The 17526-nt window shown below is 51.8% G+C and carries 15 protein-coding genes and 1 pseudogene; 7 read left to right on the top strand and 9 right to left on the bottom strand.

The window, feature by feature from the left end; genetic code table 11:
* The 3 genes from yqjA to exuT form a co-directional block, all read right to left on the bottom strand.
* Positions 1–663, bottom strand: a complete 663-nt coding sequence (gene yqjA, locus D9736_RS20685; RefSeq protein WP_064529586.1) for a DedA family general envelope maintenance protein YqjA — start codon at positions 661–663, stop codon at positions 1–3.
* 344 nt (positions 664–1007) lie between these two features.
* A complete protein-coding gene (gene exuR, locus D9736_RS20680; RefSeq protein ID WP_064529587.1) occupies positions 1008–1784 on the bottom strand; it encodes a transcriptional regulator ExuR in 777 nt (258 codons plus the stop codon).
* A 129-nt stretch (positions 1785–1913) separates the two neighbouring features.
* Complete coding sequence (gene exuT / locus D9736_RS20675; protein WP_130259078.1) at positions 1914–3212, bottom strand: hexuronate transporter ExuT; 1299 nt, start codon at positions 3210–3212, stop codon at positions 1914–1916.
* 483 nt (positions 3213–3695) lie between these two features.
* Between exuT and uxaC the strand changes: the two genes are divergently transcribed.
* From uxaC to D9736_RS20660, 3 genes are all read left to right on the top strand, one after another.
* Complete coding sequence (uxaC, locus tag D9736_RS20670) at positions 3696–5108, top strand: glucuronate isomerase (protein WP_053292087.1); 1413 nt, start codon at positions 3696–3698, stop codon at positions 5106–5108.
* A 14-nt stretch (positions 5109–5122) separates the two neighbouring features.
* Positions 5123–6610, top strand: coding sequence for an altronate dehydratase (gene uxaA, locus D9736_RS20665; protein WP_130259077.1), 1488 nt, complete (start codon positions 5123–5125; stop codon positions 6608–6610).
* A 241-nt stretch (positions 6611–6851) separates the two neighbouring features.
* Positions 6852–7403: a YgjV family protein gene (locus D9736_RS20660; protein ID WP_130210398.1), complete on the top strand. Its 552-nt coding sequence runs from the start codon at positions 6852–6854 to the stop codon at positions 7401–7403.
* 3 nt (positions 7404–7406) lie between these two features.
* Here D9736_RS20660 and sstT read toward each other — a convergent pair whose 3' ends face one another.
* Positions 7407–8651 (bottom strand): serine/threonine transporter SstT, encoded by a 1245-nt coding sequence (gene sstT / locus D9736_RS20655; RefSeq protein WP_130259076.1) that lies wholly within the window; start codon positions 8649–8651, stop codon positions 7407–7409.
* Between the two features lie 469 nt (positions 8652–9120).
* Entirely contained in the window at positions 9121–10086 is a 966-nt protein-coding gene (alx, locus tag D9736_RS20650) for a TerC family membrane protein Alx (RefSeq protein WP_130259075.1), read from the bottom strand.
* 157 nt (positions 10087–10243) lie between these two features.
* Here alx and D9736_RS23795 point away from each other — a divergent pair.
* Positions 10244–10342: pseudogene (locus tag D9736_RS23795) on the top strand (hypothetical protein); the annotation flags it as partial.
* Between the two features lie 203 nt (positions 10343–10545).
* Here the strand turns inward: D9736_RS23795 and D9736_RS20640 are convergent.
* The 3 genes from D9736_RS20640 to D9736_RS20630 all read right to left on the bottom strand — a co-directional run bounded on the left by D9736_RS20640 (position 10546) and on the right by D9736_RS20630 (position 12916).
* Positions 10546–11532: a Gfo/Idh/MocA family oxidoreductase gene (locus tag D9736_RS20640; protein WP_130218265.1), complete on the bottom strand. Its 987-nt coding sequence runs from the start codon at positions 11530–11532 to the stop codon at positions 10546–10548.
* A gap of 78 nt (positions 11533–11610) precedes the next feature.
* Positions 11611–12336, bottom strand: coding sequence for a vancomycin high temperature exclusion protein (locus D9736_RS20635; RefSeq protein WP_130259074.1), 726 nt, complete (start codon positions 12334–12336; stop codon positions 11611–11613).
* A gap of 76 nt (positions 12337–12412) precedes the next feature.
* Positions 12413–12916 (bottom strand): M48 family metallopeptidase, encoded by a 504-nt coding sequence (locus tag D9736_RS20630; protein ID WP_130259073.1) that lies wholly within the window; start codon positions 12914–12916, stop codon positions 12413–12415.
* A gap of 84 nt (positions 12917–13000) precedes the next feature.
* On the opposite strand from D9736_RS20630, the gene rlmG reads away from it, so the two are divergent.
* The 3 genes from rlmG (at position 13001) to higA (ending at position 15148) form a co-directional block, all read left to right on the top strand.
* On the top strand, positions 13001–14137 hold the full coding sequence (gene rlmG / locus D9736_RS20625; RefSeq protein ID WP_130259072.1) for a 23S rRNA (guanine(1835)-N(2))-methyltransferase RlmG: 1137 nt from the start codon (positions 13001–13003) through the stop codon (positions 14135–14137).
* Positions 14138–14420: 283 nt separating this feature from the next.
* Entirely contained in the window at positions 14421–14735 is a 315-nt protein-coding gene (gene higB / locus D9736_RS20620; protein WP_000550189.1) for a type II toxin-antitoxin system toxin HigB, read from the top strand.
* The gene (gene higA / locus D9736_RS20615) at positions 14732–15148 is read left to right on the top strand and encodes a type II toxin-antitoxin system antitoxin HigA (protein WP_130259071.1); all 417 of its coding nucleotides are present in this window, start codon (positions 14732–14734) and stop codon (positions 15146–15148) included. The genes higB and higA overlap by 4 nt, the downstream gene beginning before the upstream one ends.
* Before the next feature lie 92 nt (positions 15149–15240).
* On the opposite strand, the gene fadH is transcribed toward higA, so the two are convergent.
* On the bottom strand, positions 15241–17259 hold the full coding sequence (gene fadH / locus D9736_RS20610; RefSeq protein ID WP_130259070.1) for an NADPH-dependent 2,4-dienoyl-CoA reductase: 2019 nt from the start codon (positions 17257–17259) through the stop codon (positions 15241–15243).
* Positions 17260–17526 lie beyond the last annotated feature (267 nt).

The raw sequence follows: 17526 nt of genomic DNA, 5'->3' as shown, positions 1-17526 counted from the left end.
TTACCCCCGATTTCCATATTTCTTTTTCCATAAAACAACCAGAGAACCTGCCAGGCCGAACACCAGCAGCACCACCGGGAGCAGCATCAGGCATGACATCAGCTGGTCCTCATACTTCAAAAATACCGGCGTCTTGCCGAGCATGTAACCTAAGGTTGTCAGGATCAACACCCACAGCAGGCCACTCATCCAGTTGAAGAACTGGAAGCGGGCGTTATTCAGCCCTGACAGTCCGGCAATGGTCGGCAGTAATGTTCTGACAAATGCGATAAAGCGACCAATTAACAGCGCAGATAAACCGTGTTTATGAAAAAGATGGTGTGCGCGTTGGTGGTAGTGCGCAGGTAAATGGGATAGCCAGTTTTGTACGGTGCGGGTGTTTCCCAGCCATCGCCCCTGTATGTAGCTGACCCAGCAACCGAGGCTGGCCGCAACAGTGAGCAGCATAATAGTCTGCGGGTAACCCATTGCGCCTTTAGCAATCAATACACCAACCAACACCAGCAAGCTGTCGCCTGGTAAAAAGGCCGCTGGAAGCAAGCCGTTTTCGAGGAACAAAATCACAAACAAGACAAAATACAACATGCCAATCATCGACGGATTGGCCAGGGTTTCAAAATCCTGCGCCCACAGGGCTTGCAGCAATTGGGTCAAAAGTTCCATTCATTATTCCTGGTGAATCGGTTAACGCCACGCCGGTTTTAAATGATGCACACCCGTCAGGTTATTGCTGTTGTTGTATATATTGCGGGTCGAGACACCAATACGGCCTGAACTATTCCCTGTTAAAACGTGAGATAAGAAAACATTTAATAGCATAAATTCAAATTGAATCTAATTGTAACAAAGGTCAACGTTGTTCGTTATCAAAATTACATGTCCGTGGAGTCTGATTTTGCTGATTGCAGAGGAGGGTGGCGAGAGGATTTACACAGGCTGACACTTTATACTTTTCGCTTACTGATAAAGCGAACAGGCGCGTTGCTGCGCCTGTCAGAAATGGGAGTTTATTTGCTGCTGTTGGCCACAGTATCCAGATGAACGACAGGATTCTCGGCGAACAAATAGCGGTCGGCATTGAACTCGAAATCGTCACTGGTTTCGTTAAACAACATAATTTTGGTATTTTCCAGATGCTGCCACATTGCAAGTTTGGCGGCATGAGGATCTTTGCGTATCAACGCTTTGAGGATCTGATCGTGGTCATCACACCAGTTATCGACGGTACGGGAATCAATGTGCTCGTGCAATTTTTTCCAGTACGGGTTATGACTACGCTGGGTCCACATTTTCTCAACGATGGCAGCCAGCGCAGAGTTCTGCGTCGCTAATGCGACCTGAATATGAAACTGCAAATCCCACTCGGAATCACGGAAGCATTGTTCGCCGCGCGCCTGTTCCTGGATGGCCATCAGTTTCATGATGTCCTGTTTCGTTACCTGGGTTGCAGCAAACTCGGCAATATTGCTTTCGATAAGTTGACGAGCCTGGAGCAGTTCAAACGGACCGTAATTGGCAAATTCCATATTCGCGTCCGCCGCCTGCTGATGGCGAGGCTGGTTGGAAACCACATGAATTCCCGAGCCTTTGCGTACTTCTACATAGCCCTCGACTTCAAGCATGATGATGGCTTCACGAACCACGGTGCGGCTGACGTTTTTTTCATCAGAAATAAAACGTTCGGCGGGCAGTTTATCACCCACCAGATAGACGCCCTGCTCGATGCGCTCTTTCAGGTCAGCGGCGAGCTGTTGGTACAAACGGCGTGGTTCAGTGATTTCCATATGCGCTCCAGGCATGATACGGCAGACTATATTTGTTATACCACTTTTGCGAGCTTAGCTCTACTCGCAGTGGTGAAAAAGCCGCCTGAGAAGGCGGCTTTGAAGGGAAACTAAAACTTACATTTAGCGTTAATGTTGCGGTGCGGGATCGTTATGTGTTTCCTGCGCCACCTCAATCGCCGGTTTGTTCTGCAACACGGTCCAGATAACCAGCGCACCTAACAGGTCGAACACTGCCAGTACTGCGAACAGCGGGCTGAAGCCGATGGTGTCAGCCAGTGCACCTACAACCAGCGCAAACAGCGTACTTGCCAGCCATGCGGACATCCCGGTCAGACCGTTCGCCGTTGCCACTTCGTTACGACCAAACACGTCAGAAGAGAGGGTAATCAGCGCGCCAGACAGTGCCTGGTGAGCAAAACCACCGATACACAGCAGCATAATCGCGACATACGGGTTGGTGAACAGACCGATCATACCTGGGCCAATCATCAGTACCGCACCCAGTGTTACCACCATCTTACGGGAAACAATCAGATTCACACCAAACCAACGCTGGAACAGTGGCGGCAGGTAACCACCGAGGATACAACCAAGGTCAGCAAACAGCATTGGCATCCAGGCGAACATCGCGATCTCTTTCAGGTTAAAGCCGTAAACTTTAAACATGAACAGCGGGATCCACGCGTTAAAAGTACCCCAGGCCGGTTCAGCCAGGAAGCGCGGTAATGCGATACCCCAGAACTGACGGTTACGCAGGATCTGAGCAACGGACATTTTCTTCGCCGCGCCAACCTGGTGCTGGGCTTCCTGACCATTAATAATGTAGTCACGTTCTTCATCGGTCAGATGTTTCTGGTCGCGTGGATGTTTATAGAAAATCAGCCATGCCATCGCCCAGATAAAGCTCAACGCACCGGAGATAATAAATGCCATCTGCCAGCTGTGCATGACGATTGCCCATACCACCAGCGGCGGCGCAATCATCGCACCAATTGAGGAACCAACGTTAAAGTAACCTACTGCGATGGAGCGTTCTTTCGCCGGGAACCATTCAGAACTGGCTTTCAGACCTGCAGGGATCATCGCTGCTTCTGCCGCACCTACCGCACCACGGGCAATCGCCAGACCGCCCCAGCTACCAGCCAGTGCGGTTGCGCCACAGAATACCGCCCACAGCACGGCAAACATTGCGTAACCGATTTTCGTCCCCAGAACATCCAGTACATAACCCGCTACAGGTTGCATGACCGTATATGCAGCAGAATAGGCTGCGATGATGTAGGAATACTGTTGGGTGGAGATGTTTAACTCTTCCATCAGAGTTGGTGCAGCTGCCGCCACAGTGTTACGCGTCAGGTAACCGAGCACGGTGCCGAGCGTCACCAATGCGATCATGTACCAACGTAACCCTTTAATTTTACGCATGTAAAACCTCATCGTTTTGTTATATCCGCAATAAGCGCGGTCATCATCCTGCCTGGGGCAGAGGATGTTAGTTACGACCGGATGACCGAAAAAAAAACCGGTACACCCCGAACGCTGCCATGAAAGTTTCGTGCTAATTCGGCTTCCGTACCGGTCAACCCAATTCATCTAACAAATGAATGAATCGGCAATTTGCATTCCGTCGACTTATGATTCGCGACGGCAGAAAGATAACTTGTCATACAACTTTAAAAGGTGAGAGCCATCACAAATGTGGGAATATTTGTAGGGGCATTACTGGATGAGAGCGAAGCCAGAACTGGCGCGGCTTGCAGAGGGATTTACCACTTTGAGAGTAATTTTTTTAACTACGTTTATTGATCTAACTCACGAAAATATCTTCGGGCTCTGGAAATTGGTGTGATAACTTTGTCAGCATCGCACCCTAAGCAAGCTAGCTCACTCGTTGAGAGGAAGACGATAATGACTCCGTTTATGACTGAAGATTTCCTGTTAGATACTGAATTTGCCCGCCGTCTGTATCACGACTACGCAAAAGACCAGCCGATTTTCGACTACCACTGCCATTTACCGCCGCAGCAAATCGCAGAAGACTATCGCTTTAAGAATCTGTATGACATCTGGCTGAAAGGCGACCACTACAAATGGCGTGCAATGCGTACCAATGGTGTTGCTGAGCGCCTGTGTACTGGTGATGCATCTGACCGTGAGAAGTTTGATGCCTGGGCGGCGACCGTTCCGCACACGATCGGTAACCCGTTATACCACTGGACGCACCTCGAACTGCGTCGTCCGTTTGGCATCACTGGCAAACTGCTGTCTCCGTCTACCGCAGATGAAATCTGGAACGAATGTAACGAACTGCTGGCGCAGGACAAATTCTCCGCGCGCGGCATCATGCAGCAGATGAACGTGAAAATGGTCGGCACCACCGACGACCCGATCGACTCTCTGGAGCATCACGCAGAGATCGCCAAAGACGGCTCTTTCACTATTAAAGTGCTGCCGAGCTGGCGTCCGGATAAAGCCTTCAACATTGAACAGGCGACCTTTAACGACTACATGGCGAAGCTGGGTGAAGTTTCCGATACCGATATTCGTCGCTTTGCTGATCTGCAAACTGCTCTGACCAAACGTCTGGATCACTTTGCCGCTCACGGCTGTAAAGTGTCTGACCACGCGCTGGATGTGGTGATGTTTGCCGAAGCGAACGAAGCGGAACTGGATAGCATCCTGGCACGTCGTCTGGCAGGCGAAACCCTGAGTGAGCATGAAGTCGCACAGTTCAAAACTGCGGTGCTGGTATTCCTGGGCGCCGAATACGCACGTCGCGGCTGGGTACAGCAGTACCACATTGGCGCGCTGCGTAATAACAACCTGCGTCAGTTCAAACTGCTGGGGCCGGATGTCGGCTTTGACTCCATCAACGACCGTCCGATGGCGGAAGAACTGTCTAAGCTGCTGAGCAAACAGAATGAAGAAAACCTGCTGCCGAAAACCATTCTCTACTGCCTGAACCCGCGCGATAACGAAGTGCTGGGCACCATGATCGGTAACTTCCAGGGCGAAGGTATGCCGGGCAAAATGCAGTTTGGTTCCGGCTGGTGGTTTAACGATCAGAAAGACGGTATGGAACGTCAGATGACCCAACTGGCGCAGCTCGGTCTGCTGAGCCGCTTTGTCGGTATGCTGACTGACAGCCGTAGCTTCCTGTCATATACCCGTCACGAATACTTCCGCCGCATTCTGTGCCAGATGATTGGCCGCTGGGTGGAAGCGGGCGAAGCACCGGCGGACATCAACCTGCTGGGCGAGATGGTGAAAAATATTTGCTTTAACAATGCGCGTGACTACTTCGCCATTGAACTGAACTAAGGTCTGGGGTTGATATGCAATACATCAAGATCCATGCGCTGGATAACGTCGCGGTCGCTTTAGCGGATTTGGCTGAAGGCACAGAAATCAGTGTCGATAACCAGACCGTAACGCTGCGCCAGGATGTTGCTCGTGGACATAAATTTGCGTTAACGGATATCGCAAAAGGGGCCAACGTCATCAAATATGGCCTGCCGATTGGTTATGCATTGGCGGATATTGCGGCGGGGGAACACGTTCACGCCCACAATACGCGCACGAATCTGAGCGATCTGGATCAGTATCGCTATCAACCTGATTTTCAGGATCTGCCTGCGCAAGCGGCAGATCGTGAAGTGCAGATCTATCGTCGCGCTAACGGTGATGTCGGGGTACGTAATGAGCTGTGGATCCTGCCAACCGTGGGCTGCGTCAACGGCATCGCGCGGCAGATCCAGAACCGTTTCCTGAAAGAGACCAACAACGCCGAAGGTACCGACGGCGTGTTCCTCTTCAGCCACACCTACGGCTGCTCGCAGTTGGGCGACGATCACATTAATACCCGCACCATGCTGCAAAACATGGTGCATCATCCGAACGCAGGCGCCGTGTTGGTCATTGGTCTGGGCTGTGAAAACAACCAGGTTGATGCTTTCCGTGAAACGCTGGGCGATATCGATCCTGAACGCGTTCATTTCATGATCTGCCAACAGCAGGATGATGAGATTGAAGCCGGGATCGAGCATTTGCATCAGCTGTATAACGTGATGCGCAATGACAAGCGCGAGCCGGGCAAACTTAGCGAACTGAAGTTTGGTCTGGAGTGCGGCGGTTCTGACGGTCTTTCCGGTATTACTGCTAACCCAATGCTGGGGCGTTTCTCTGATTACGTCATCGCTAACGGCGGCACTACTGTGCTGACCGAAGTACCGGAAATGTTCGGCGCAGAGCAGCTACTGATGGACCATTGTCGCGATGAAGCGACGTTTGAAAAACTGGTCACCATGGTCAACGACTTCAAACAGTACTTTATTGCCCATGACCAGCCGATCTACGAAAACCCATCGCCGGGGAACAAAGCGGGTGGTATCACCACGCTGGAAGATAAATCTCTCGGCTGTACGCAGAAAGCGGGCTCCAGCCAGGTGGTAGACGTGCTGCGCTACGGCGAACGTTTGAAAACACCAGGGCTGAACCTGTTAAGTGCACCGGGTAACGATGCCGTAGCGACCAGCGCCCTGGCGGGTGCGGGCTGCCACATGGTGCTGTTTAGTACCGGTCGCGGCACGCCGTACGGCGGATTTGTACCGACGGTGAAAATCGCCACCAACAGCGAACTGGCAGCGAAGAAAAAACACTGGATCGACTTTGACGCGGGTCAGCTGATCCACGGTAAAGCGATGCCGCAGCTGCTGGAAGAATTTATCGATACCATCGTTGAGTTTGCCAATGGTAAGCAAACCTGCAACGAGCGTAACGACTTCCGCGAACTGGCGATCTTTAAAAGCGGCGTAACGCTATAAAGTCGAAATGAGTTGTTAATAAAAAACGGCGTTTCATAATGTGAAGCGCCGTTTAAGATTGTTGATAAACGCATAATTGCCTGATGCGCTTCGCAATATAGTAAAGTTGCACGATCTTGTAGGCTGGATAAGGCGTTTACGTCGCATCCGGCAAGAAATGAGATGCACTTTGTCAGCAATCTGAAGCGGCGTTTCTAACTCGAAGCGCCGTTTGCTTTTCCATACCTGCTAAGGATTTATCATGACCGCGTATTGGCTGGCCCAGGGCGTGGGTGTCATCGCCTTTCTGATTGGTATTACAACATTCTTCAACCGCGATGAACGTCGCTTCAAAATTCAGCTTTCCATCTATAGCGTATTTATTGGCATACATTTTTTCCTGATGGGTGTCTTCCCGGCGGGGGCCAGCTCAATCCTCAATGCTATCCGTACGTTAATTACTCTGCGTACCCGTAGTTTATGGATAATGGCGATCTTCATCGTGCTGACGGGTGGAGTTGGTCTGGCGAAGTTCCATCATCCGATGGAGCTGCTGCCAGTCATTGGCACGATTGTCAGTACCTGGGCGCTATTTCGCTTTAAAGGACTGACCATGCGCTGCGTGATGTGGTTTTCTACTTGTTGCTGGTTAACTCACAACATTTGGGCCGGGTCGATTGGTGGCACGATGATTGAGGGTAGTTTTCTGCTAATGAATGGCCTGAACATCATTCGTTTCTGGCGTATGCAGAGAAGGGGAATTGATCCGTTTAAAGTGGAGAAAACCCCTTCCGCCGTAGACGAAAGGGGCTAAGCATTAGTTTCGCAGGGCGCTATTTGCCAGACGTGCATCTTCCGCCTGGCACGCTGCTGCGGTGAACAGCACGTCAGTTGAAGAGTTCAGCGCGGTTTCGCAGGAGTCCTGCAACACACCGATGATAAAGCCGACGGCAACCACCTGCATGGCGATATCGTTCGGAATACCGAACATATTACAGGCCAGCGGGATCAGCAGCAGAGAACCACCTGCCACGCCGGACGCACCACAGGCACACAGAGAAGCCACTACGCTCAACAGCAGCGCTGTGGGCAGATCCACCGGAATACCCAGCGTATGGACCGCAGCCAGCGTCAACACGGTAATGGTAATGGCTGCGCCTGCCATATTGATGGTGGCACCCAGCGGAATAGAAACGGAATAGGTATCGCGGTCCAGATTCAGCTTTTCACACAATGCCATGTTTACCGGAATATTCGCCGCCGAGCTACGGGTGAAAAAGGCGTATACACCACTTTCGCGCAGGCACAACAGTACCAGCGGGAACGGGTTACGACGAATTTTCCACCACACCAGCAATGGGTTAACCACCAGCGCCACCAGTAACATACAGCCAACCAGCACGACCAGCAGTTGTGCGTAGCCCCACAGTGTGGAGAAACCAGTGGTTGCCAGCGTAGAAGAAACCAGACCAAAAATACCGATTGGTGCGAAACGAATCACCAGTTTCACCATAAAGGTAACGGCATTCGACATATCGTTGACCAGGTTTTTGGTGGTTTCGTTACCGTGACGCAGAGCGAAACCAAGGCCAATGGCCCACACCAGAATCCCGATGTAGTTACCTTTCAGCAGGGCGTCGATGGGGTTGGAAACCATGCTCAACACCAGCCCACGCATAACTTCCACGATGCCTGACGGCGGCGAAATATCGCCCGCGCTACTGGACAAATGCAAGGTAGAAGGGAAGGCGAAGCTGAAGACAACCGCAGCCAGCGCGGCAGAGAAAGTACCCAGCAGATAGAGGAACAAAATAGGGCGGATATTGGTTTTCTGCCCGTGCTGGTGGTTAGCGATGGAAGCCATTACCAGCATCAGCACCAGAATTGGCGCTACAGCTTTCAATGCACCAACGAACAAAGTGCCTAACAGACCGACAGCTTCAGCCGCCGGTTTTGAGATCCATGCCAGAAGAATCCCCAGAACAAGGCCGACCAGGATTTGTTTTACCAGGCTGCCATGAGCCAGACGCCGGAATAGCCCCGGTGAACGTTGCGTAGTCATTTTTCGATCCTTTCATTGTGTTGTCGCACATCCCTGGTGCGTTCTGTCGACGCATCTTTCAGGATGTAACAAAGTGTTTGCAAGGTCGAGTATAAGGAAAGTTACAGCTTCGGGAAGCGAAAAATGCTGGATTTTAAAGAGAGGTCATATTTTGCAGCTTAATGGTTACATTTATTTGACATAAACAGAAGGAAGGACTGGCTACTAAGGCTGATTAGATAACATATGGGCAAAACTATTTGGAATATGAGAACGGTTGCGCTCCTTTAATGTGCTATGCCATATAAAGTCACTGGCGCAGGGAGCGGCCAATCGCCGCCGCCCCGGCCTCCAGGGAACGCTTCGATGATATTGACGCCACTAACACCCAAGCGATCTTTTTGTAAAGAGCTATAAGTCGGTTACATACTTAATAGCTCATCTATGTCTGGAATGAGTTATCACCCTTAGTGGCTTAACATACAGCGAATTATTCCACCCGCTGCTTATCATGCCGATAATTCACCCACGCGTTGATAATAAACGTCATCACCAGAATGCCAAACACCACGCCCAGCGAAACGGCGATCGGAATATGGTAGAAGTCGACAATCAGCATCTTGATACCGATAAACACCAGAATCACTGCCAGACCATATTTGAGCATCGAGAAACGCTCTGCTACGCCCGCCAGCAGGAAATACATCGCACGCAGGCCGAGGATCGCAAATAGGTTTGAGGTCAGCACAATAAACGGGTCGGTAGTCACGGCGAAGATAGCCGGAATGCTATCCACGGCGAAAATCACGTCGCTCAACTCCACCAGAATCAGCACCAGCATCAGCGGCGTGGCATACAACAAGCCATTCTTACGCACAAAGAAATGCTCGTTGTCGATGGTGTCGGTCATACGCAAATGACCGCGCAGCCAGCGCACCAACGGCTTGTCGCCAATCCCTGATTCATCTTCATGGGCGAGCACCATCTTCACGCCGGTAAACAGCAGGAAGGCGCCGAAGATATACAGGATCCAGTCGAACTGAGAAATCAGCCAACTACCGGTGAAGATCATGATGGTACGCAGAACAATCGCTCCGAGCACACCATACACAAGTACGCGACGTTGTAATGCCGCAGGAACAGAGAAATAGCTGAACAACATTAACCAGACGAAGACGTTATCGACCGCCAGCGATTTCTCAATCAGATAACCGGTGAGGAAGGCCAGTGCCTGCGGGTCCGCGACTTCGCGCCCCTGCGTCTGGACTAAATACCACCAGAAAGCGGCGTTAAACAGTAACGAAAGGGTCACCCACACCAGCGACCAGGCCGCAGCCTGTTTCATGGTCATGGCATGCGCGCCACGACGCCCCTGCAACAACAGGTCGATAGCCAGCATAATGGCGACAACAACAGCGAATCCGCCCCATAGCAACGGCGTGCCGACAGTATTCATAGAAGTTCCTTACACATAAAAAAACGGCCAACGTCGGAAGACGTCAGCCGCTGCTTTTTATGCATAGACCTCGCCTTCCGGCAAGGTCTCACTTACAACAAAAAAGGAATACGTCTGCGTATTCCTTTCAGATTGGTGACAAAGTGCCTGCGTTTATGCCGGATGCGGCGTGAACGCCTTATCCGGCCTACAAAATCATGCGAATTCAAAAGATTGCAGGAACTATGTAGGCCTGATAAGCGTAGCGCATCAGGCAATTTTGCGTTTGTCATCAGTCTCAAAGGAATACGTCTGCGTATACCTTTCGGGTTGCCCGGTGACCGGATGTGGTTTTTCACACATCGTAATGACGATCGACCGGCAATGAAGTTACTCCCCTTTGCAGGTAACAAAGTATGACAGACCATTCATCCAGTCAATGGTCTGTTACATGCCTTTTACACTGCTTTACGGTAACCATTATTGCTTTACGCTATCTGCCGGAAAAATCACTCCGGTCTGGCGGCGGATCTCGGTCAGCAGTTTGGCGGTGATGCGACTAACCGCCAGCCCCGGATGATTAATCAGATGCTCATCCACCAGTTCAGCAAACAGCTCTGCTTCGTAGAGCATAGTATTAATATGCTGTGGCTGAGTGAGATCCTGCATCTGGCTGCCGCGCGGCACAAAGCAGACTTTCTGGCATTCAGAGAGTTTTTCAATCACCAGCGATCCTGCTTCGCCCTGAATCTCGCTCGCCAGGACAGAATCACTGACTTTTGAGTGCTGCAACGTAACGCTGAAATCACCGTAATCCATCACCACCACGCCGTGGGCATCCACGCCGCTTGCCAGCAAACTGGCGGTTGCCTGCACGCTTTTCGGTTCACCGAATAATGCCACCGCCGACGCCAGGCAGTAAAAGCCGATATCCATAATCGAACCGTTAGAGAACGCCGGATTGAAGGTGTTGGGATTCTCACCATCCAGATAGCGTTGATAACGCGAGGAATACTGGCAGTAGTTGAAAAAGACTTTCCGCAGTTTGCCGACTTTTGGCAGCGCCTGGCGTAACAGATGAAAGTTAGGCAGGCAGGCCGTTTTAAATGCTTCAAACAGCACCACCTGATTTTCCCGCGCACAGGCAATGGCCGCATCCACTTCCGCCAAATTCGACGCCAGTGGTTTCTCGCAAATCACATGGATTTTGTGGCTCAGAAAAAGCTGCGTCTGGGAAAAGTGCAGGGCATTCGGGCTGGCAATATACACCGCGTCAATGGCATCGCTTTCCGCCATCGCTTCCAGCGACGTAAACAGATGCTCGACAGAAAACTCATTGGCGAAGTGCTGGGCCTGTTCAAGGCTGCGGGAATAGACGGCGGTTAACTTATATTTACCGCTCTCATGTGCGGCCTCCACGAACTGGTGAGTGATCCAGTTCGTACCAATCACAGCGAAACGTATCATAACGCGTGGATACTCCATAAAGGGATTCTGCCGTCAATGTAGCACGCCTTTTTCATCTTCGACGTGCGCGGATACGCATTATTTCTGCGCCGGACAACCATGCTCACTGAACGGACCAATCATGACCGACGGCCCGAGATATTTTGGCTGACGATGGAGGATTTTTGCGTCTACCACCGCTCTAACCCTGGCGAGTTTCTCCCGCAGCTGAGTATACAAACCATGCTTCATATTCAGGTCTGGCGCGTTAAACCCGATAGCATCGATGCCGTACTGTTTTGCCAGCCAGATGGCGCGTTGGTTATGAAATTCCTGCGAGATAATGGTGATATGGCTTTCCCCAAACACTTTATTGGCACGTACCACTGAATCAAGCGTTGAGAATCCGGCATAGTCACAGAAGATCACTTTTGCCGGTACGCCCTTAGCGATCAAAGCCTGCTGCATGCCTGATGCTTCATCGTAATTTTTACGTCCGTTATCGCCACTGACCAGCAACCATTTCACTTTTCCTGCGTGGTACAACTCTGCGGCGGTATCAATACGTCGGGTAAAGTAGCGATTACCCGGTCTCGCCCCCAGCAATAAACCCACGTTACGTGCCGGAACGGCGTTGACATCGCTCCAGGTGAGTTGTTGGCTGGCGTTGACATCGCTCCAGGTGAGTTGTTGGCTGGCGTTGACCATTGCCCGATCAGCGATAAAAATCGTCGCGCCTGCTACAAGCAACAATAAACAGGTAATTTTGAGAGTCCGGCGAGAAAAACAAATGCGGCGAAGAAGGCGGGCAAATGCGCGCAGCATGGTCGTTATCCTTAACGATAGAGGGGAGGTCGATTTTAGGCGCTAAAGGAGGAAAAGATAGCGCCTGAGATCATTTTCAGATTTTGGCCTGCTCAAGCGTAAGCTGCGTCAGCCACAGACGGGTGTCGAACTCAAGCTGGTGGTACTGCGGTTCCATATGGCAGCACAACTGATAGAACGCTTTGTTGTGCTCTTTCTCTTTCAGATGCGCCAGTTCATGGACGACGATCATACGTAAAAACGGTTCCGGTGCATTGCGAAACACGGTGGCGACGCGGATCTCCGCCTTCGCTTTCAGCTTGCCGCCCTGCACACGTGAAACAGCGGTATGTAACCCGAGTGCGTTTTTCAGCACGTGGATCTTATTGTCATACATCACTTTATTGATCGGCGGGGCATTGCGCAGAAACTGATTTTTCAGATCCTGAGTATATTGCCAGAGGGCTTTATCGGTGGCGTAGTCGTGCGTTCCCGGATAGCGTTTTGCCAGCACATCGCCCAGACGCTGTTCATTAATCAGCGTGCGCACCTGGGAAAGCAGCTGCTCGGGATAACCCTGAAGATAAGTAAGATTGCTCATAACCGCCCACGAAAAAGAGAAAAAGGGTATACTCACGCACCCTTTTCAGGGGCAACGTCGAAATTTTATCATTCAGGAGGGCCGATGAGCCACTTAGACAACGGTTTCCGTTCACTGACACTACAACGTTTTCCGGCGACGGATGACGTTAACCCTCTACAGGCGTGGGAAGCGGCGGATGAATATTTGCTGCAACAGTTGGACGATACAGAAATCCGCGGCCCGGTGTTAATCCTGAATGATGCTTTTGGCGCGTTAAGCTGTGCGCTGGCGGAACATAAGCCGTACAACATTGGCGACTCATACATCAGCGAACTGGCGACGCGTGAGAATTTACGCCTCAACGGGATTGATGAGTCGAGCGTGAAGTTCCTCGACAGCACCGCCGACTACCCGCAACAGCCGGGCGTAGTGCTGATCAAAGTACCGAAAACACTGGCATTGCTGGAACAGCAACTGCGCGCACTGCGCAAAGTGGTCACGCCGGAAACACGCATTATTGCCGGTGCCAAAGCCCGTGACATTCACACTTCCACGCTGGAACTGTTCGAAAAAGTGCTCGGCCCGACCACCACCACGCTGGCATGGAAAAAAGCGCGCCTGATTAATTGCACTTTCAATGAACCGCCGCTGGCCGATGCGCCGCAGACCGTTAGCTGGAAGCTGGAAGGTACTGACTGGACTATCCACAACCATGCAAATGTCTTCTCCCGCACCGGGCTGGATATTGGCGCGCGCTTCTTTATGCAACATCTGCCAGAGAATCTCGAAGGTGAGATTGTCGATCTCGGCTGTGGTAACGGCGTTATTGGCCTGACGCTGCTTGATAAAAACCCGCAGGCGAAAGTGGTATTTGTTGATGAATCGCCGATGGCGGTTGCTTCCAGCCGTTTGAACGTTGAAACCAACATGCCTGAGGCGTTGGATCGCTGCGAGTTTATGATCAACAACGCGCTCTCCGGCGTGGAGCCTTTTCGCTTTAATGCTGTGCTCTGCAACCCGCCGTTTCATCAGCAACATGCGCTGACTGATAACGTCGCCTGGGAGATGTTCCACCACGCCCGCCGCTGCCTGAAAATCAACGGCGAGCTGTATATCGTTGCCAACCGTCACCTGGATTACTTCCATAAACTGAAGAAAATTTTCGGCAACTGCACCACTATTGCGACGAATAATAAATTTGTGGTGCTGAAAGCGGTGAAGCTGGGACGTCGTCGGTAAGATTGGGAGTTACCTGCCGGATGCGGCGTAAACGCCTTATCCGGCCTACGTTCAGCACATTACCCGTAGGCCGGATAAGACGCGGCAAGCGTCGCATCCGGCAATGTCTGCCCAGTTCTGGAATCACGCTTCCATAAAACAAAAATCCCAGTCACCATCCTCTGCATTCTCTTGTTTCGCGTTGTTCAACGTTTATTCTTCCGTCAAGCAGATAAATTCATCCGTTGCCAATCTGTCAACGGATGTTATCATATTGCCAATTTGTCAACGGACGTGATGAAGAATGCACCTGATAACTCAAAAAGCATTGAAAGATGCTGCGGAAAAATACCCGCAACATAAAACGGAGTTGGTGGCTCTGGGGAACACGATTGCTAAGGGGTATTTCAAAAAACCTGAGTCATTAAAAGCAGTATTCCCATCTCTGGATAACTTCAAATATCTGGATAAGCATTATGTTTTCAATGTCGGGGGCAATGAATTACGTGTTGTAGCAATGGTCTTTTTTGAATCGCAAAAGTGCTACATACGTGAAGTTATGACGCATAAAGAATACGATTTCTTTACCGCCGTTCATCGTACTAAGGGGAAAAAATGATTGCGATTGCCGACATCTTGCAAGCAGGAGAAAAGCTAACCGCTGTGGCACCTTTTCTGGCGGGTATCCAGAACGAAGAACAATACGCCCAGGCGCTGGAACTGGTCGATCATCTGCTGCTCAACGATCCTGAAAACCCCTTGCTGGATCTGGTGTGTGCCAAAATAACCGCGTGGGAAGAATCAGCGCCCGAATTTGCTGAATTTAATGCCATGGCTCAAGCCATGCCTGGCGGTGTTGCTGTGATTCGTACACTGATGGATCAATACGGTTTAACCCTTTCTGATCTGCCGGAAATTGGCAGTAAATCGATGGTGTCACGCGTTTTGAACGGAAAGAGAAAATTAACGCTGGAACACGCTAAAAAACTGGCAACGCGATTCGGCATTTCCCCTGCATTGCTTATTGATTAACGCGGCCTGCCGGATGTGGCGTACGATTAGCACGTTACCCCCAGGCCGGATAAGACGCGTCAAGCGTCGCATCCGGCACTTCAATGCACGATTTAAATCTCCAGCGCCAGCTGTGTTCCCTGGGCAATTGCCCGTCGTGCGTCCAGCTCCATAGCCACGTCGCAGCCGCCGATCAAATGCACGGTTTTTCCTGCATCGATTAAGGGTTGTGCCAGCGTGCGGTTTGGCTCTTGCCCTGCGCAGATCACCACATGATCCACTGCTAACACCTGCGTTTCGCCATTTATCACCACATGCAGCCCGTCATCGTCGATCTTCTGATAACTTACGCCAGGGATCATCTTCACGCCGCGCGAGAGCAGGGTGGTGCGATGGATCCAGCCCGTAGTTTTGCCCAACCCTTGTCCTGGTTTGCTGGCTTTGCGCTGGAGCATCACAATTTGCCGTGGGCTACGGGGGATCTGCATGCCTTGCTGACTCAAACCTCCGGCCTGTTGCAGGCTACTGTCGATCCCCCATTCATTACAGAACTCGGCGATATTCTGGCTGGTGGATTCGCCCGGCTGACTTAAATACATCGCCGTATCAAAACCAATCCCGCCACAACCGATGATGGCAACTTTGTTGCCCACCGGCGCTTTGTCGCGCAGTACATCGAGATAACTCAATACCTTCGGATGATCGATCCCGTCGATGGGCGGAGTGCGCGGCACGATCCCACTGGCGAGGATCGTTTCATCGAACGCCTGTAACTGATCCGCCGTCACGCTGTGATTGAGTTTTAGCGTCACGCCCGTTACTTCGATCATCCGGCGGTAATAGCGCAGCGTTTCGTAAAACTCCTCTTTGCCGGGGATCTGTTTGGCAATATTAAACTGCCCGCCGATCTCGCTGTGCGCATCAAACAATGTTACCTGATGTCCACGCGCCGCCGCGTTAATGGCAAACGCCAGCCCAGCAGGTCCCGCACCGACCACCGCCAGATTTTTTTTCTGCATGGCGGGAAGGATTGGCATTTTGGTTTCGTGGCAGGCGCGAGGATTCACCAGGCACGAGGTGACTTTGCCAACGAAGATCTGATCGAGGCAGGCCTGATTGCAGCCAATGCAGGTGTTGATCTCATCGGCTCGCCCCGATTGCGCTTTTGACAGCAGCTCCGCATCAGCAAGAAACGGTCGTGCCATCGACACCATATCGGCATCGCCGCGCGAGAGAATGTCGTCGGCAACCTGCGGATCGTTAATTCGGTTGGTGGTCACCAGCGGCAGCGAAACGTGGCCTTTCAGTTTGCGCGTGACCCAGCTAAATGCGCCGCGCGGCACGGGCGTGGCAATGGTCGGAATACGTGCTTCATGCCAGCCAATGCCGGTGTTGATAATGGTTGCGCCCGCCGCTTCAATGGCCTGCGCCAGCTCTACCGTTTCTGCAAAAGTCCCGCCGCCTTCTACCAGGTCGAGCATCGACAGCCGGTAGATAATAATGAAGTCGTTGCCAACGCGTTCGCGCACCGCACGCACTACTTCTACGGCAAATCGCATCCGGTTGCGGTAATCGCCGCCCCACTGGTCACTACGCTGATTGGTGCGCAGTGTCAGAAATTCGTTGATCAAATACCCTTCGGAACCCATCACCTCTACGCCATCGTATCCGGCCTCCCGCGCCAGTTGCGCGCAGCGGGCGAAATCGTCGATCAGTTGCAGGATCTCTTCATGGGTGAGTTCATGAGGAACGAAACGGTTGATGGGGGCCTGCAACGCGGAGGGAGCTACCAGATGCGGCTGGTAGCTGTAGCGTCCGGTATGCAAAATTTGTAGGGCGATTTTGCCGCCTTCCTGATGTACGGCTTCGGTAATGGTGCGATGGTGTGGGATCTGGCTGGCGTCGTTGAGCATTGCGCCACCTTCCATGCCAACGCCTGTTAAATCTGGTGCAATGCCGCCGCTGACAATCAGCGCCACGCCGTGACGGGCGCGTTCGGCATAAAACGCTGCCAGCCGCTCGGCACCGTCTGGATATTCCTCCAGCCCGGTGTGCATTGAGCCCATCAGCACGCGGTTTTTTAACGTGGTAAAACCTAAATCAAGCGGGGCGAACAGCGACGGGTAGCTCATAAAATTGTCCAGTATGTAAAATAATTGTTATGTGGTCGGATGAGTTCTAATTTAGCCGTCGTCGGGGAAAAGGGAAAAGGGGAATGCGGGGTTTGTGATGGGATTCAAAAAGAATACGCCCGGTGGTAACGCCGGATGCGACGCTTGCCGCGTTTTATCCGGCCTGGGGGAACGCACATGTAGGGCGGATAAGGCGTTCACGCCGCATCCGCCAGTAGCGCGGTGCAATTGCCGGATGCGACGCTTGACGCGTCTTATCCGGCCTAC

The sequence above is a fragment of the Escherichia sp. E10V10 genome, assembly GCF_004211985.1.
Taxonomy (GTDB): Bacteria; Pseudomonadota; Gammaproteobacteria; order Enterobacterales; family Enterobacteriaceae; genus Escherichia.
Note: the sequence above shows the minus strand (reverse complement) of the source record. Positions and strands in the feature narration are given on the sequence as shown.

Coding starts and splice junctions, on each gene's coding strand:
- yqjA (WP_064529586.1), bottom strand. CDS start 663: ATGGAACTTTTGACCCAATTGCTGCAAGCCCTGTGGGCGCAGGATTTT.
- exuR (WP_064529587.1), bottom strand. CDS start 1,784: ATGGAAATCACTGAACCACGCCGTTTGTACCAACAGCTCGCCGCTGAC.
- exuT (WP_130259078.1), bottom strand. CDS start 3,212: ATGCGTAAAATTAAAGGGTTACGTTGGTACATGATCGCATTGGTGACG.
- uxaC (WP_053292087.1), top strand. CDS start 3,696: ATGACTCCGTTTATGACTGAAGATTTCCTGTTAGATACTGAATTTGCC.
- uxaA (WP_130259077.1), top strand. CDS start 5,123: ATGCAATACATCAAGATCCATGCGCTGGATAACGTCGCGGTCGCTTTA.
- D9736_RS20660 (WP_130210398.1), top strand. CDS start 6,852: ATGACCGCGTATTGGCTGGCCCAGGGCGTGGGTGTCATCGCCTTTCTG.
- sstT (WP_130259076.1), bottom strand. CDS start 8,651: ATGACTACGCAACGTTCACCGGGGCTATTCCGGCGTCTGGCTCATGGC.
- alx (WP_130259075.1), bottom strand. CDS start 10,086: ATGAATACTGTCGGCACGCCGTTGCTATGGGGCGGATTCGCTGTTGTT.
- D9736_RS20640 (WP_130218265.1), bottom strand. CDS start 11,532: ATGATACGTTTCGCTGTGATTGGTACGAACTGGATCACTCACCAGTTC.
- D9736_RS20635 (WP_130259074.1), bottom strand. CDS start 12,336: ATGCTGCGCGCATTTGCCCGCCTTCTTCGCCGCATTTGTTTTTCTCGC.
- D9736_RS20630 (WP_130259073.1), bottom strand. CDS start 12,916: ATGAGCAATCTTACTTATCTTCAGGGTTATCCCGAGCAGCTGCTTTCC.
- rlmG (WP_130259072.1), top strand. CDS start 13,001: ATGAGCCACTTAGACAACGGTTTCCGTTCACTGACACTACAACGTTTT.
- higB (WP_000550189.1), top strand. CDS start 14,421: ATGCACCTGATAACTCAAAAAGCATTGAAAGATGCTGCGGAAAAATAC.
- higA (WP_130259071.1), top strand. CDS start 14,732: ATGATTGCGATTGCCGACATCTTGCAAGCAGGAGAAAAGCTAACCGCT.
- fadH (WP_130259070.1), bottom strand. CDS start 17,259: ATGAGCTACCCGTCGCTGTTCGCCCCGCTTGATTTAGGTTTTACCACG.